We start from the raw sequence: 14,443 nt of genomic DNA, 5'->3' as shown, positions 1-14,443 counted from the left end.
GCATTAGCTAACATCATCAAAGCTATCATTGTTGCCACACTTGGCTTGGCGAACTCAGATCGGAGGCGGCGCCCCATGAGTGTCAATACAGCCCAGAGCGAGCGTCCGGAATTGTCCAGAGTGTTTGAGCATATCGAGGCGAAGAAGGATCAGTTCGTTATCCGCTTGCTTGATTATCTGAGACACCCCAGCATCAGCGCGCAGAACATCGGTATGGCCGAGGTCGCTGAACTCCTTGTGAGCATGCTGAGCCGGTTGGGCCTCGACGCACTGATGATCCCAACCTCGGGCCACCCGATGGTGATGGGGCGTTGGGAGCGCGCACCTGGCGCGCCGACGATCCTTCTGTATGGCCATTACGACGTCCAGCCTCCGGATCCTTTGGAAGCCTGGATTAGTCCGCCGTTCGAACCAACGATACGCGATGGACGCGTGTATGCGCGCGGAGCCGGAGACAACAAGGGTCAACACTTTGCTAATCTCTTGGCTCTGGAGTCCCATCTAGCGGTCCATGGCCGCTTGCCGTGCAACGTCCTGGTCCTGTTGGAAGGAGAAGAGGAGACCGGAAGTCCCCACATCGCGGATTTCTTACGCGCTAACCGCGACCTGCTCAAAGCAGACCTGGTCGTAACAGCCGACGGTCCCCTGCACGAGGCTGGTCAGCCGATCATTACATACGGGGTTCGTGGCATAGCCGCATTTGAACTACGAGCTCGCGCTGCGAACTGCGATGTTCATTCAGGTCACTTTGGCGGGGTCGTTCCAAACCCCATCTGGACGCTAGTGCAGCTGCTGGCGACAATGAAGAATGCAGATGGGAAGATTACGATCAACGGGTTTCATGACGACGTCATGGCGCCAAGGGATATAGAACGCGCTGCGGCAGCTCGGTTGCCTCAGGACAGTGAAGCGATCAAGCGGGGCCTCGGACTGGCGAGACTCGATTATCCAGCAGATAGACCGCTCGCAGATAGGCTGATGTTCCACCCAACGTTGACTATCAACGGACTCCACGGAGGCTATGGCGGGCCTGGATCGAAAACGGTTGTACCCCACGAGGCGTTCGTCAAATGCGATGCCCGCCTTGTCGAACGACAAGACCCAGATGACATCCTACGGAAGATAGAGGCTCACGTAAGAAGACATGCTCCGGACGTTGAGTTCGTCCGCGTGGAGTCGACGCCGCCATCGAGGACGCCGCTCGATGCACCGTTTTCGCAACTTGTTCAGTCAGCAGTGCAAATTGCACATGGCGTAGAGCCTCTCCTCTATCCGTCGCTCGGAGCGACCCTGCCGGACTACGTGTTCACGAAGATTCTGGGTGTACCATCATTTGTGGTGCCTTATGCTAATGCCGACGAAGCCAACCACGCGCCAAACGAGAACATCAAGATTGACTGCTTTCTAAAGGGAATACGTACTGGAGCGGCTCTCTTGGATGCGCTGGGCGGAGTTGTACATTCAAGCTGAAAGGGCCCGGTCGGCACGGAACTGCTCTAAAGTAGATTAGGCCGGTTGCCCCCCTTCAGATCGAGCGGCGTACTTAGTGGATAGCATCCCTCCTGTGTTTTGAAAGGAGATGGCGGGTACGCGATCCTAAACCGTCTCGCAGGGGGACTCAGGTATCCTCAACGTTGTCGACGACGTGACCAAGGAGTGCGCTTGGGGGTCACGTCGGAAACGTCGAGCTCCGATTGCCGGCGAACCCACCGCGATCGTGGGGCAAACCGCAAACACCCGGTGAGGACCGCGTACCTGTCAGATCGGAAAGGGACCAAAAGCGCGCCTCTGATCAGAAACAGTATAGGTCCAGTCAGGTCGATCAGAATCACTTGCAAGAACTTAGCTCATTCATGGAGCGAACCAGATCCGGCAGGAGCACTGCCCCCTCCGAAAGCCGTCTTGGGACAAAATCAGTATGCATTGAAATCTCGATCTGATAGCGCGGATGCACCGAGGGCTCACCCGGCTGGTCTTGCGCACTATGCTCGTGCAGGACGTTGCGCAATGAGTTGGCCGGGACGTAGCGCGCACTAGATGCTGCTTTGGCTGAGCTATGGTCGCACACCGAAATATCCCAAGGTGATGGCTACACTTCAGGGGCCGCATATCGAGCGGGCCCGCGGCGTGGCACCTTCCCAGGCCAAACGCCAGACGCGCACAAATACTGCACGGCGTTCAAAAATACGCATGATAGAAGCGCCAATGCATGATTAGTCTAAGCACCGATAGAGGAAGGGGCGTACGTGGCCGGTGCGCAGTTGTACGTGTTGTGCCGCATGGTCGAATCTCGCGTACAGAGCACCGGTTTAAGCTAAGTTCGTCTCATAAAACTTTACACGCCGAAACGAAAAGCACAGCCGCCAGTTACGATACAAGATACGATCTCACAAATCGCATTTCACATTAATGGAGACACCAAATGCATTTTCGTACATTATCCATCGTGGGCCTGGCTGTTCTTGGCTCGATGCCGATTTCGGCACGGGCCGCTTCTGAGTGTCCAGTAACCGGTGTCATGTCGAGCTGGGGCGTAAATTCGACCGGTTACTTTAGCGTCTCATCGGGCGGCACATGCCTATTTCCGGTCAAAATGGATGGAGTGATTGCCAGCTCGAACATTTCGCAAAAGCCCGCGCACGGGACTCTCAAGAAACTGAATGCATCCACCTACACCTATACTGCTAAGGCAGGCTACAAGGGCAGCGACGCCTTTGCCGTCAGTTTCAGGGGGAAGGGCCCGTCGGGTTCTGGAACATCGGTGGTCACGTTGAACGCGACCGTTCAGTGAGGCGGCGCTCAGCACATGAGCCTTGAGGTGCTGGGACAACGGCGTCAATGCGACCGTGCAGCCGTCGACCTGGTCGGCCAGGTTCGACAGGCTGATCGGGACACCTTCCTTGGCACATCGCTCAGCTTGCCGGTTCGGGAGCTGCCCTGAACTCCAAACAGCACCATCACCAAAAGATGGCCGGCCCAACCGGAGCGATGACATGGAACGGCGGGCGCCTGGCTATCACGGGATTGGATCTCTCCCGGAGGTGCTGGATCACCTTCCAGGATTTCGGGGCCACGTCTATCGTCTCAATGATCTCCCCGCCAGGCATGGATAGCTGCGAGCCGCCGCAGCGGGCGAATAAGGTCAGAGCCCCAGTATGATCACGCGCTCGCGGGCAGATGATCCAGGAATGGTAGCGGGACGGCATCTGGCGAATGAACGACGCCGCGGCGGTCGCATTGCTGATCCGAGCGGCAGCGATTTCGGCAACTCCGAGGGCTAGACTGCCACTATGCGTGAGCGCCCTCGCCTCCGGAGTTTACTTTGACGGTATGACGCGAATATCGTCAACACAGATCACGATAGTGAGAACATCGCCGGCCTTAGGTTGCCGTCCGAACGGGAAACGGTCTTCCATTGTCAATTGTTCATCATTGACCTCCAGCAGGAGTCGCGTCGCACCTCCGTAATAGTGTGACTGCAACACGAGGGCCGTCAGTGCCGTCCCTCTCGCTCCGTCGCTGGAAAGCTTGATTTGCTCCGGCCGGATGACCGCCGTGCCCGCGCCGGGACTCCAGTGACCTTTCAAGCGAAGCCCTCCGCCTGACGTGAAGACGCCGTCCGCACCAACAATTCCGTTCAGCAATGAGCACCAGCCGATGAACTTTGCGACGAACGACGTCGACGGTGCTTCATAAATTTCGCCCGGTGTACCCACCTGTTCGATCTGACCGGCATTCATGACGACAATACGGTCCGACATGGTCAGCGCCTCTTCCTGGTCGTGTGTAACGAACAGGGTCGTGACGTCAACGCCGCGAATGACCTCACGAAGCTCTTCGCGCATGCGAACTCGAAGCTGAGCGTCCAGATTTGAGAACGGCTCGTCGAGAAGGAGTACGGCCGGCCGCATCGCCAATGCGCGCGCAAGTGCAATACGTTGCTGCTGACCTCCGGAAAGCTGGCTCGGCAGTCGCTGCGCCAGGTGTGGCAGCTCGACCAATTTGAGCATTTCGCTGACGCGCTTTTCACGGTCAGCGCGGGCCCATTTCAAGTTTTCCAGACCGAATGCGATATTCTCGGCTACGGTCATATGCGGAAAGAGAGCGTAGCTCTGGAACACCATTCCAGTATCTCGCCGATAAGGCGGCTGATGCGTCATGTCGACGCCGTTGATGCTCACGGTGCCTGAGGTCGGCTCTACAAATCCGGCAACAATGCGTAGTGTCGTTGTCTTGCCGCAGCCTGATGGACCTAGCAGGCAAACCAGTTCGCCACGACGCGCACTCAAGGAAGCGTTCGCGACAGCAACCGTATCACCATAGTGCTTGGAAACAGAGCGTAGCTCGACAACAAGATCACCGGCTTCTTGCACCGTGGTTTGCTCCTCTTTCGATAAAGCCAGCATCCTCTCCTACTCCTACGTTAGTCGTTCCGCGCCAATTAAGCGCTCGATCGTCAAAATGACGGCCAATGTCACCAAGATCATAATGCTCGATATTGCAGCAACCATCGGATCATAGCTGGTGTCGATATATGTGAAGATCTGTACGGGCAGGGTTACATTGCCGCCGTAGGTGAGAAACGCTGAAACGGTCGCGTTTCCGAACGATGTCACAAAGGCAAAAATCGAAGCGGACAGCAAGCCGGGCAGAATGAGTGGCAACGTAATACGCCGAATGACTTGCAATGGCGTAGCCCGAAGATTCATCGCCGCATGTTCGAGCTGTTGGTCGTGCAGCGCGAGGCTCGCTAGTATCGTACGAACGACGTACGGAATGGCGAGAACAAGATGCCCCAAGAGCAACGGATAGATCGTCTGTGTAAGCCGCAACCACGAGAAGAGCTGTAACAAGCCTATTCCAAGTACGACGGCTGGAACGATCAACGGCGAAAAGGCCAAGCCCTGCAGGAGTGATTTCCCTCGAAAGGAAAAGCGGTTGATCGCGAAAGCCGCGGCGAAGCCAATCGCAAGGGCCATGATGGCAACGAGAACGGCGATGTATGTGCTCGTCCAAAGCGCCGCTATAAACGGCTCATTTTCCCATACCTTCTGATACCAGCGCAGCGAAAACCCCTTCGGAGGGAATTGCATTGTGTCACCACTGGTAAACGATGACACAACCACCAAAATCGCCGGTAAGGCAAGCATCGTGTAGACGATAACCCGAATGACTGCGCCGGATACAACCATCATATAGTCGATGGGATCAGATCGCATAGCCGCGCCCTTTCACGATCAAACGTGATGCAGCAAACGCGTTGAACGCCGCCGTGAAGCCAAGTCCGCTAACAAAGAGAATAAAGGCCATGGCTGCGCCCGACGGCCAGTTCAGTTCCGCCATAATGCGCTCGTAGATAAGACTTCCAAGCATGCTCACCCGACTTCCGCCAATGAGACGGGGCGTGACGAATGCTGAAATCGACAACACGAAGACAAGATTAAAGCCAACGAGAATGCCGGGAAGCGCGAGCGGAATGATAACCTTTCGGAACGTAACGAAACGATTGGCGCGGAGATTGGCAGCTGCCTGTTCGAGCACCGGGTTTATCTGCGTCACGACGCTCATGACAGACAGAATCATGAGGGGAAGAAATTGCTGCACTAAAACGATGATCACGGCAGCGCGAGAAAACAGGAATATTTTCGGCGAAGAAAGAATACCGATCTTCACGAGCAGTGCATTGAGGAGCCCGTTACGGCCAAGAACGATCAGCCATCCGAATACGACAACCACCAGGCTCAGCGTCAGCGGCATGATAACGATGATTGTTCGCCAGCGCCGCGCCAGAAGCGGCTGGCGGGCAAGCGAATATCCGACCGGAAAGCCAAGTGCCAGGCAGACGAGGCTGACAAAAAGTCCATCCACAAATGTTTCCATTAGCACTGACGGGTAATAGGAGTCCGAAAAGAACCGTACGTAGTGCGTCAAGCTGAAGCCACCACCATCGAGAAGATGACTAGTCGGCAGAAAACTTGATCGCAACAATCCCAGCACCGGGACCACCAGGAAGCCGATGAGAAGCAAGACCATTGGGGCCAGCAAAAGGGCTGCGGTTGTGATACGCTTATTAAGGAGAGGTTCCTTCACACGATGGACCTTTCATAGTTGATATGACGCCTGTGGGCGGAGCAGTGGGAGCACGCAAGCCAGAGGCTCGACGCAATACCAAGGGGTCGAACCAATCCCTGAGCTAGCTTCGAACGATTCGGTTTACCCGCTCGATCATGGCGCTCCGGTTCGCCCACAGGGTATTCCAATCGATCTTCTTTTTGAGATCGCTGCGTTCAGGTGAATTGAACAGAAGCTCCTTGCTGAGCTCATCAGGCAATTTGACATCCGTTGTTGGACTGTACCGAAATGCCTGCGGCGTCGCGAGAATCCCCTGGTCAGAAAGCAACTGCTCAGCATAGGCATGCGCAGCTTCCGGATACTTCGTGCCCTTGACGACGTTGATGTAGTCTGTCGTCGAGTAAATACCTTTAGGTGGCACAACGGTCGCGATGGGAGCGCCCTTTGTGCGCAATTCATGAGCGCGGCCGTCCCAACATATGCCTGCGTAAACCTCTTCGTTCTGGTACATCTGCACGAGTGCGACCGTTTGTTGCGCGAAGGCAGCAATGTTCGGCTTCGCGGCTTCGAGTACCTTGAACGCGGGCGCCATGTTTGAAACCGAACCCCCGTTTTCCTCGGCGATTGCAAGAAGATGTAAGTTGCTGGCGATTTGCCCCGGCGCCGCAATGACGACGCGGCCTGCAAGATCGGGCCGGGCGATGTCTGAGTATGAGGTAAGCGACTGCTTGATGTATTTTGAGTTGAAGACCGGGACAATGGACGCGATGTCGAAAGGCACGCCGTAATCACCGAATTCGCGGAAGCCGGGCAGAATCCGCTTGAGGTTTGGAACGTCTGACGGCTTGATTTCGTCAACGACACCGGCCTTGACGAGCTCGACCATGAAAGAGCTATCGGCCATGAACATGTCGTACGGAGGGTTGTCCTTGTTCGCGATCATTTTAACGAGGTCTGTTCCCGTACTGCCGGCGACGAATTGGACCTTCAGTCCGTACTTCTCCTCGAGCGGAGCCACGACACTCTTTTTAAGAGCCTCGTCGTAAAGGCCACCATATCCGTTTACGCGCAACGTAATGCTGGCAAATTTTGTGGATTGAGCATGGATATTGGGCGCCGCCAGGGCGCCAGCTGCCGCTGTCATTGCGAACTTCAAGAATGCCCGCCGTCTCATTTCACGATCTCCTCTCTTGCCCCTCAGTGAAGTTGAACGAGACAGTCGCCGTCAGTGCAAGCAAGGTCGACACACCTGTGCTGGCGGCTGCCCGCCCGACGATTCGAGGGTCCATCGCCACTCAGGTGACTAGCCAGCGTCCGAGACGGCAACATGGCACGGCAGCGAAGAAGCTGTCCACGATCGAAAGACACCCTCATCAGGCGAGCCGACGCTTGCGGGTTCTCTAGTACTGCCCGAACTGGCGATCATTAGAACCTCAGCGCGAGGATGAGGTGAGGCATGAGGCAAGAAGAAGTGGCGCCCATCGGGAGACGTGCTCGGACATGTCGGCGATCTCGTAAGTTCCGCCCTTGACGCCACCATCTTAACTCAGCCGGGACTTCCATCCCTCACCTAAAACACTACCTGCCTCTCAAAATTGATTTTCATCAAAATGCAGCGCAATAGCGCAGAAATACCGCGCCATTCCGCCGCAACTCGTCTGTTTTGTGTATAAGTTGCGAGGAAACTGCGGCGCTGGCCAGGCCGTAATTCGCCTGAAAAGACGGCGCCGACATCGATTGCTTTCGTGAAGCAATCGGGGCGATCGGATGTTTTGCTTCACCTAAACTCCCTAATCCCGCCCGCGAAAAATTGCCTACGCGTTCGGGATATGTCACGTTTGACGCATTTCCATCGGGCTTTCCCGCCGTTCGGATGATTTTCTGCATCTGATAGGCATTCTTCAGCGCATTCACTCAGGGTTGTGCCGAATATGCAGTATGATCGAACAGACGCCCGTATCCTTGAGATAGTGCAGAAAAACAACCGTCTAACCTCCGAGGTGATCGGCGAACTCGCCGGTCTTTCTGCTACCGCGTGTCAACGGCGACTGAAGAGGCTCCGTTCGGAAGGAATCATCGAGGCCGATGTCTCTATCCTGTCGCCGAAGGCGGTCGGAAATCCAATTCAAATGCTCGTGCTGGTCACTCTAGAGCGGGAGCGTTCAGACATCATCGACAGGTTCAAGAAGGCCATCAAATCGTCAGCTGAAGTCGTGAATGGCTTCTATGTCACCGGCGACGCGGACTTCGTCCTTTATATTACCGCGCGTACGATGGAAGACTACGAACAGTTCACACGACGATTCTTCTATGAGAAACGGGACATAAAGGCTGTCAAAACGATGGTCATAATGGACCGCGTAAAATCCGGCTTTGCTATTCCAATAGAGATTCCCCCAGAGGAGTAATGCGTTGACGTTGGCCACGCAGCTGCGCTTTTTTGCGCTCTCTCATCATGCTCCTCTGGCGCGCGCGAAGAAGCAGCATTGCGACATTGATGTAGACTACAGCTGGTCCCGGGACTGATCTGGAGTCCTGGCCCAGCGAGCAGGCCGCCGGCTGGCTCGCCACCGAGATGCGGCGGCGCCGTCGTCCGCATGATTCGGGTAGCCACCGATCGTGCTCTTCGGGAATTGGAAGAAAGTTACGGCAGCGACTACCTCATTCGGCTTCACGATGCATGCCTTCTGCCACGCCATCGAAGTTAGGAACTCGCCATTGGAGCGGCTCAGACAAGCTCAACTGATGAAGAGCCAACTCGCTTCGTACGGAAGCGACGTCGATGCCCCCCGGTTCTGAGCAACAGCGATTTCGAACAGGACGAGGGCCAGCAGGTCTTGGCCGACGAGGGCGCGCTTTGCCGCGCCGGGTAGATCGTGGGACCCCACAGTTTTGTATAGGACTCGCTAACCATTACTAAACGGCATCCAGCTTGATCTGCGAGCTTCCAAGATGTTGATCTCGGCGCAAGCAAGCTGGTCCCCAAACGGTGATTGCGAGACTTTTAGAGTGTTCTCCACTGGGTCGTGGTCGAGTAGCTCTGAGCTTGCCCCCCGGGCTTAATCCAGTTTGAAGTTCGTTCTGGCCCACGACAAGGACCAGAGCATGAAGCGCAGCCGCTTTTCGGAAGAGCAGATCATCGGGATTTTGAAGGAGCATGAGGCCGGCGTGTCGGTCGCCGATCTGTGCCGCAAGCACGGCGTCAGCGACGCCAGCATCTACAAATGGAAGGCCAAGTTCGGTGGGCTGGAGGTGTCGGAGGCCAAGCGGCTGAAGACGCTGGAGGACGAGAATACGCGGCTGAAGCGGTTGCTGGCTGATGCGATGCTGGACAATGCGGCGTTGAAGGACCTCCTGGGAAAGAATGTATGACCCGCCCCGCCCGTGCAAGGGTCGTTTCGATCAGGACGATGCAGTCTGCACAAATGTATCCGGCCTCTTGCAAGTGGGCCGCTGTTGCGGCCAGGCCATGATGAGATCCGCGCGTGCCGTTCCCAGATAAATGGTCCGGGCTCAAAACCCGCTTTTTTGCACAGGGCTTACGGCGCGCCGATCGACTGTCTCGTCATCACTTTCACGAGCCTCGCAGTCTGGAACAAACGGGATCAGCTAAAGGCCGGATCCCGCCGTTCGTAGCTTGCGCCGGGCTTGGTCATCACCACCCATGCGATCCGCGCAATCTTTGCCGCCAAGGCGACGGTGACCTTGTTGGTGTGCATGCGTGCCTGAAGTCCATCAAGCCAGGCGCCAAGGTGATATCGCGAGCGATCAAGATGTGTCACGCAGGAGCGGGCGCCGTGGATGATCATCCGGCGCAGATATCGGTTGCCGCGCTTGCTTATCCCCAGCAGCTTCGTTTTGCCTCCCGTAGAGTATTCTCTGGGAACAAGACCCAGCCAAGCTGCCATATCGCGGGCCTTTTTGAACTGTCGGGCAGATCCAGCTGCTGCCAAAAGCGCCGTCGCCGCGAGTGGACCAATGCCCGGGATAGTCATTAATCGACGTGCGGTATCGCTTTGAGAGGCAACCGCCTCAATCTCGCGGTTGACTTCAGCGATCCGCAGCTCCAGCTGCCGCAGCTCGTCGAATGTAGATGCCAGAATGCGACGCATGGCCGACGTTAGATCATTCGATTCATCTGCCAAAACTCTCGGCAGATCTGCCTTGAACTTGCCGGCGCCCTGGTGAATAGCGATCCCATATTCCAGGCAAAAAGCGCGCATCTGATTTATGAGGCACGTCCGTTGCGACATCATCCGATCGCGAACACGATGCAGCGCTTGCAGGTCAATGTGCTCAGGCGACCTTAGCTCGACGAAGCGCATTGTTGGTCTCGTCACGGCTTCGGCGATCGCCGCGGCATCGATGATGTCATTTTTGTTGGACTTCACATATGGCTTCACGAATTGAGCTGGGATGATGCGAACGGTGTGCCCCATGGCGGCGATCTTGCGGGCCAACCATTGCGAGCCGGAGCAGGCCTCCATCCCCACCAAAGCCGGTCCTGCACGTTCGAAGAACTGCAAGAGCGTATCGCGCCGAAAGGTCGCCTTCTGGATCGGCATTCCGGCGGCGTCGAGTCCAACGACGTGGAAAAGGTTCTTGCCAATGTCGATCCCAAACACCGTTGCCGGCCTGGGCTTGTTCCGTGTCCTCATTGCTTCCTCCTTTCAAAAGCCAACTCAGTCTGACTGAGAGGACGGGGCGGGTCATCCCATTAGTGGTGACGCCCGCCGCCGAGCGGAAAGCAGTCGCCCATCTGCGAACGGCATTCGGGATGAGCGAACGGCGGGCGTGTAAAGCCATCGGCTGCTGCCGTATGACAGTGAGATACCAGACGGCCCGAGCGGACGATGCCGGCCTTCGCCAGCGCATGAGGGCGATCGCCCAGGAGCGCCGTCGCTTCGGCTATCGGCGCCTGCACGTTCTGCTCAAGCGAGAGGGTTATGTGATCAACCACAAGAAGCTGTTCCGGCTCTACCGGGAAGAGAAGCTTGCGGTGCGCCGCCGCGGCGGTCGCAAACGGGCGATCGGGACCAGGGCGCCGATGACCGTGCCGATGGCGCCCAACGACCGCTGGTCGCTCGACTTCGTGTCGGATCAGCTCACCGATGGCCGCCGCTTCCGCGTCCTGACCGTGGTTGATGATTGCACCCGCGAGTGCCTGGCGCTGGTGGCCGATACTTCGCTCTCCGGTACCCGGGTGGCGCGGGAACTGGACCGGCTGATGATGGAGCGCGGCAAGCCGAAGATGGTGGTCAGCGACAATGGCAGCGAGTTGACCAGCAACGCCATCCTGACATGGGCCGATGAGAGCCGTGTCGCATGGCACTACATCGCGCCGGGCAAGCCCATGCAGAATGCCTTCATCGAGAGCTTCAACGGCCGTCTGCGGGATGAACTGTTGAACGAGACGCTGTTCACGTCGCTGGCCCAGGCCCGCGTCGCGCTCGGATGCTGGCGGGCCGATTACAACAACGCACGACCTCACTCGCAGCTTGGATGGAAGACGCCGTCCGAGTTCGCCTTTACCCGCCACCCGCGCCGGGATCTGGCGCTGCGCTATGCCGAGGGCTCCGCGCCAGCTCCCGTCGCTACCACCGCCCAACCGGGCAAACCCAACCGTCAGGGCGAACTGAGGACTGGATAAAACTTGGGGGCAAGGTCAGCTCGGCCATTCGGCTTTGCCCTCACAGATCCGGGCATGCGGCTTTCCCGCACCCGGCTCTTCCCGAGAGTAACCCGCGTCATATCCGCGCCTGCGCCCATGTGCGAGTGATGCGTGGAATAGGCAGGCGGAAGCGTGCCGTCAGGGTCTCGAACTCCGACCAGCGCATGCGCCGGCTTTTCTGGCTACGCCGCCTCAGACAGCCTAGCCAGGTCCGACGCACTTCGCGGTAGAAGCCGTTGAGCGCTGGATAATTGTGCGGCCTGCCAGTGCATCTGCCTTGCTCTCGAAGCCCGCATAGCGCACGGTCACAACGCGACCGCATGCATGGCGACGACGCCATTGGTGGACCCAGAGATCGAGGATGTAGTGCAGGAAGATGTTGGCAAGGAGCGGGCTGATGCCCGCCCCTTGCGGCGTACCCCTGTCCGTCTCCTGCTTCTCGCCGCTCTCAAGAACGCCAGCCCGCAACCACAGCCCGATGAGCCGCAAGATGCGTGGATCGGCGATCCTGTGCGCCACCATCCGCAACAGCCACTCGTGGTCGACCGAGTCGAAGAAGCTGCGTATGTCGGCATCGAGCACCCAGTTCACACGCTGGCTCATGATCGCCGTATGCAGGGCATCAAGCGCCATATGAGGATTCCGCCCGGCCGGAAGCCGTAGGAGAACCCGACGAAGTCGACCTCGTAGACAGCACTCAGCATCTCGGCCACCGCGCCTTGGACAATCTTGTCCTCAAGCGCCGGCACACCGAGAGGCCGCTTACCGCCATCGGCTTTGGGGATGTAGACGCGCCGCACCGGCTGTGGCCGGTAGCGACCGGTGTGGGCCCGTGCGCAGAGGTCGCGGATGTTATCCGTCAGCCCCTCTTCGTACGTCGCCACCGTCACCCCATCGACCCCCGCGCTGGCCTGCCGCTTCTATCGCCGAAACGCCCGAAGAAGAGCGGCTTCATCGACATGGTGTAGCAGGCCGTGAACCGGGTTTGGGCAGCCTGCTTGGCCGCCGCGTTCACCCGCTCAAGGTTTGGTAACAGGGCAACCCGGCCCTGTGTCCGGACCCTGACCTTCTCACGCAGGCTCCCCTCGGGCTGGTCCCTTCCCTCCATGCGTCTCGTTACCTTCGACGACTTCACAGGTAGTATGGACCAGTCCGACTCCCGACCTCGGCTCGGTCAACGGCTCTGGCAGTGCCTTGCCGCTGTCCCCCGCTGGAGACCAATCCAGCGGACCCGGTCGGGCCTCTCATGTTCCGATGATTGCCTTCCATGCGTGATGCGGCCATCGACCCCGGCGGAATGGCACCGTCTCGCATATCGACGATGCTCATGCAGCCTTCGTGACTAGGGAACACACTCGGCCTCCGCGAACATCCACCTTTCGAGGCTCATTCCCGTACCCCGCATGGCTCCTATCTACACTTCGGACCCCGCGTTGCCGCGACGCCCGCAAGACTCGGTCCCGGCTTGCCTGCTACGGCTTTGGCCGGATGGGACTTGCACCCACAAGCAATCATCAGCTTGGCATGACGTACTCCCCAGCGATGGTGTAGCTCGGTAGAGCGAAGCCGTCCGCACGCGCGCCCTCAGATAGCGCCGTAGCGGGCGGACGGCTTTGCGGTGGTCACCGGCAGTTCGCCGGTAGGGTCGGGTTGCTGACACCAACCTGATTCGAGGAACCACCGATGACCGACGAGATGATGAACCTTCGCGCGCTCGTGGAGAAGGCCCCAGACGCCGATCTGCTTCGCGAGATGATTGGCTTTGCCGCCCAGCGATTGATGGAGCTGGAGGTCGCCGGGCTGACCGGAGCGGCCTACGGCGAGAAGAATGCCGAGCGCCTTGCCTAGCGTAACGGCTACCGTGACCGGACCTGGGAGACGCGCGCCGGCGCGGTCGAGCTGCGCATTCCCAAGCTGCGCAAAGGAAGCTACTTCCCGGGCTTCCTGGAGCCGCGTCGGATGGCCGAAAAGGCGCTCACCGCGGTGGTGCAGGAAGCCTATGTGCAGGGCGTCTCGACCCGATCCGTCGATGATCTGGTCCAGGCCATGGGCATGACTGGCATCTCCAAGAGCCAGGAGAGCCGACTGTGTGCCGAGATCGACGACAAGGTGAAGGCCTTCCTCGCCCGCCCGATCGAGGATGACTGGCTGTATCTGTGGATCGACGCCACCTACGTGAAGGTGCGCCAGAATGGCCGGATCGTTTCGGTCGCGGTGATCATCGCGGTCGGCGTCAATAGCGACGGCCGGCTTGAAGTTCTCGGCATGGACATCGGTCCCTCGGAGGCCGAGACGTTCTGGACCGCGTGCTTGCGCAAGCTCGTGATCTCCGATGCGCATGAGGGCATCAAGGCCGCCGTCAGCAAGGTGCTCAACACCGCCTGGCAGCGCTGCCGCGTCCACTTCATGCGCAACGTCCTGGCCCATCCCGGCAAGAGCGGAAGACGCGTCGTCTCCGCCTTCATCGCCACCGCCTTTGCCCAGGACGATGCCGAAGCGGCCAGGGCTCAGTGGCGCAAGGTCGCCGACCAGCTCCGTCCCAAACTGCCAAAGCTCGCCGCCTTCATGGATGAGGCGGAGACGGACGTGCTCGCCTATATGAGCTTCCCGCCTCAGCACCGTGCCAAGCTGCATTCGACCAATCCGATCGAGCGCCTCAACGGCGAGATCAAGCGTAAGCGTAGCTCTGCGGCCCTTTTG

11 protein-coding genes and 3 pseudogenes are annotated in these 14,443 nt (G+C 58.3%); 6 read left to right on the top strand and 8 right to left on the bottom strand.

Translation table 11 applies throughout. From position 1 onward, the window contains the following. Positions 1-75: 75 nt before the first annotated feature. Together QA642_RS39160 and QA642_RS39155 are read left to right on the top strand one after the other, a co-directional pair. A complete protein-coding gene (locus QA642_RS39160) occupies positions 76-1,470 on the top strand; it encodes a M20/M25/M40 family metallo-hydrolase (protein WP_283081649.1) in 1,395 nt (464 codons plus the stop codon). 952 nt (positions 1,471-2,422) lie between these two features. Beyond that, entirely contained in the window at positions 2,423-2,791 is a 369-nt protein-coding gene (locus QA642_RS39155) for an Ig-like domain-containing protein (RefSeq protein ID WP_283081648.1), read from the top strand. A 526-nt stretch (positions 2,792-3,317) separates the two neighbouring features. Here QA642_RS39155 and QA642_RS39150 read toward each other — a convergent pair. The 5 genes from QA642_RS39150 to QA642_RS39130 all read right to left on the bottom strand — a co-directional run bounded on the left by QA642_RS39150 (position 3,318) and on the right by QA642_RS39130 (position 7,986). Next, positions 3,318-4,406 (bottom strand): ABC transporter ATP-binding protein, encoded by a 1,089-nt coding sequence (locus QA642_RS39150; protein ID WP_283081647.1) that lies wholly within the window; start codon positions 4,404-4,406, stop codon positions 3,318-3,320. A 12-nt stretch (positions 4,407-4,418) separates the two neighbouring features. After that, positions 4,419-5,219 carry an ABC transporter permease gene (locus tag QA642_RS39145; protein WP_283081646.1) on the bottom strand — a complete coding sequence of 267 codons (801 nt, stop codon included), beginning with the start codon at positions 5,217-5,219 and terminating at the stop codon, positions 4,419-4,421. Beyond that, on the bottom strand, positions 5,209-6,090 hold the full coding sequence (locus QA642_RS39140; RefSeq protein ID WP_283081645.1) for an ABC transporter permease: 882 nt from the start codon (positions 6,088-6,090) through the stop codon (positions 5,209-5,211). The genes QA642_RS39145 and QA642_RS39140 overlap by 11 nt, the downstream gene beginning before the upstream one ends. 103 nt (positions 6,091-6,193) lie before the next feature. After that, complete coding sequence (locus tag QA642_RS39135) at positions 6,194-7,216, bottom strand: extracellular solute-binding protein (protein WP_283081644.1); 1,023 nt, start codon at positions 7,214-7,216, stop codon at positions 6,194-6,196. Between the two features lie 461 nt (positions 7,217-7,677). After that, complete coding sequence (locus tag QA642_RS39130; protein WP_283081643.1) at positions 7,678-7,986, bottom strand: hypothetical protein; 309 nt, start codon at positions 7,984-7,986, stop codon at positions 7,678-7,680. A 17-nt stretch (positions 7,987-8,003) separates the two neighbouring features. On the opposite strand from QA642_RS39130, the gene QA642_RS39125 reads away from it, so the two are divergent. Next, entirely contained in the window at positions 8,004-8,480 is a 477-nt protein-coding gene (locus QA642_RS39125; RefSeq protein ID WP_283081642.1) for an Lrp/AsnC family transcriptional regulator, read from the top strand. A gap of 697 nt (positions 8,481-9,177) precedes the next feature. Next, positions 9,178-9,435, top strand: a pseudogene (locus QA642_RS39120) (transposase); the annotation flags it as partial. A 242-nt stretch (positions 9,436-9,677) separates the two neighbouring features. Here QA642_RS39120 and QA642_RS39115 read toward each other — a convergent pair. Then, a complete protein-coding gene (locus QA642_RS39115; RefSeq protein ID WP_283079773.1) occupies positions 9,678-10,730 on the bottom strand; it encodes an IS110 family transposase in 1,053 nt (350 codons plus the stop codon). Between the two features lie 62 nt (positions 10,731-10,792). Here QA642_RS39115 and QA642_RS39110 point away from each other — a divergent pair. Next, positions 10,793-11,722, top strand: a pseudogene (locus QA642_RS39110) (IS3 family transposase); the annotation flags it as partial. Between the two features lie 222 nt (positions 11,723-11,944). Here the strand turns inward: QA642_RS39110 and QA642_RS39105 are convergent. Both QA642_RS39105 and QA642_RS39100 read right to left on the bottom strand, forming a co-directional pair. Then, a complete protein-coding gene (locus QA642_RS39105) occupies positions 11,945-12,376 on the bottom strand; it encodes a reverse transcriptase domain-containing protein (RefSeq protein ID WP_283081641.1) in 432 nt (143 codons plus the stop codon). Beyond that, a complete protein-coding gene (locus tag QA642_RS39100; RefSeq protein ID WP_283081640.1) occupies positions 12,343-12,633 on the bottom strand; it encodes a hypothetical protein in 291 nt (96 codons plus the stop codon). The genes QA642_RS39105 and QA642_RS39100 overlap by 34 nt, the downstream gene beginning before the upstream one ends. A gap of 793 nt (positions 12,634-13,426) precedes the next feature. On the opposite strand from QA642_RS39100, the pseudogene QA642_RS39095 reads away from it, so the two are divergent. Further along, positions 13,427-14,422, top strand: a pseudogene (locus QA642_RS39095) (IS256 family transposase); the annotation flags it as partial. Positions 14,423-14,443: the final 21 nt, after the last annotated feature.

Origin of the sequence: Bradyrhizobium sp. CB2312, from assembly GCF_029714425.1 — a bacterium.
GTDB lineage: Bacteria > Pseudomonadota > Alphaproteobacteria > Rhizobiales > Xanthobacteraceae > Bradyrhizobium.
The sequence above is the reverse complement of the archived record's forward strand: the minus strand, read 5'-3'. Positions and strand labels throughout refer to the sequence as shown.

Bases quoted from the DNA above. Each gene is read 5' to 3' on its own strand.
- QA642_RS39160 (WP_283081649.1), top strand. From the start codon at position 76: ATGAGTGTCAATACAGCCCAGAGCGAGCGTCCGGAATTGTCCAGAGTG.
- QA642_RS39155 (WP_283081648.1), top strand. From the start codon at position 2,423: ATGCATTTTCGTACATTATCCATCGTGGGCCTGGCTGTTCTTGGCTCG.
- QA642_RS39150 (WP_283081647.1), bottom strand. From the start codon at position 4,406: ATGCTGGCTTTATCGAAAGAGGAGCAAACCACGGTGCAAGAAGCCGGT.
- QA642_RS39145 (WP_283081646.1), bottom strand. From the start codon at position 5,219: ATGCGATCTGATCCCATCGACTATATGATGGTTGTATCCGGCGCAGTC.
- QA642_RS39135 (WP_283081644.1), bottom strand. From the start codon at position 7,216: ATGACAGCGGCAGCTGGCGCCCTGGCGGCGCCCAATATCCATGCTCAA.
- QA642_RS39125 (WP_283081642.1), top strand. From the start codon at position 8,004: ATGCAGTATGATCGAACAGACGCCCGTATCCTTGAGATAGTGCAGAAA.
- QA642_RS39115 (WP_283079773.1), bottom strand. From the start codon at position 10,730: ATGAGGACACGGAACAAGCCCAGGCCGGCAACGGTGTTTGGGATCGAC.
- QA642_RS39105 (WP_283081641.1), bottom strand. From the start codon at position 12,376: ATGGCGCTTGATGCCCTGCATACGGCGATCATGAGCCAGCGTGTGAAC.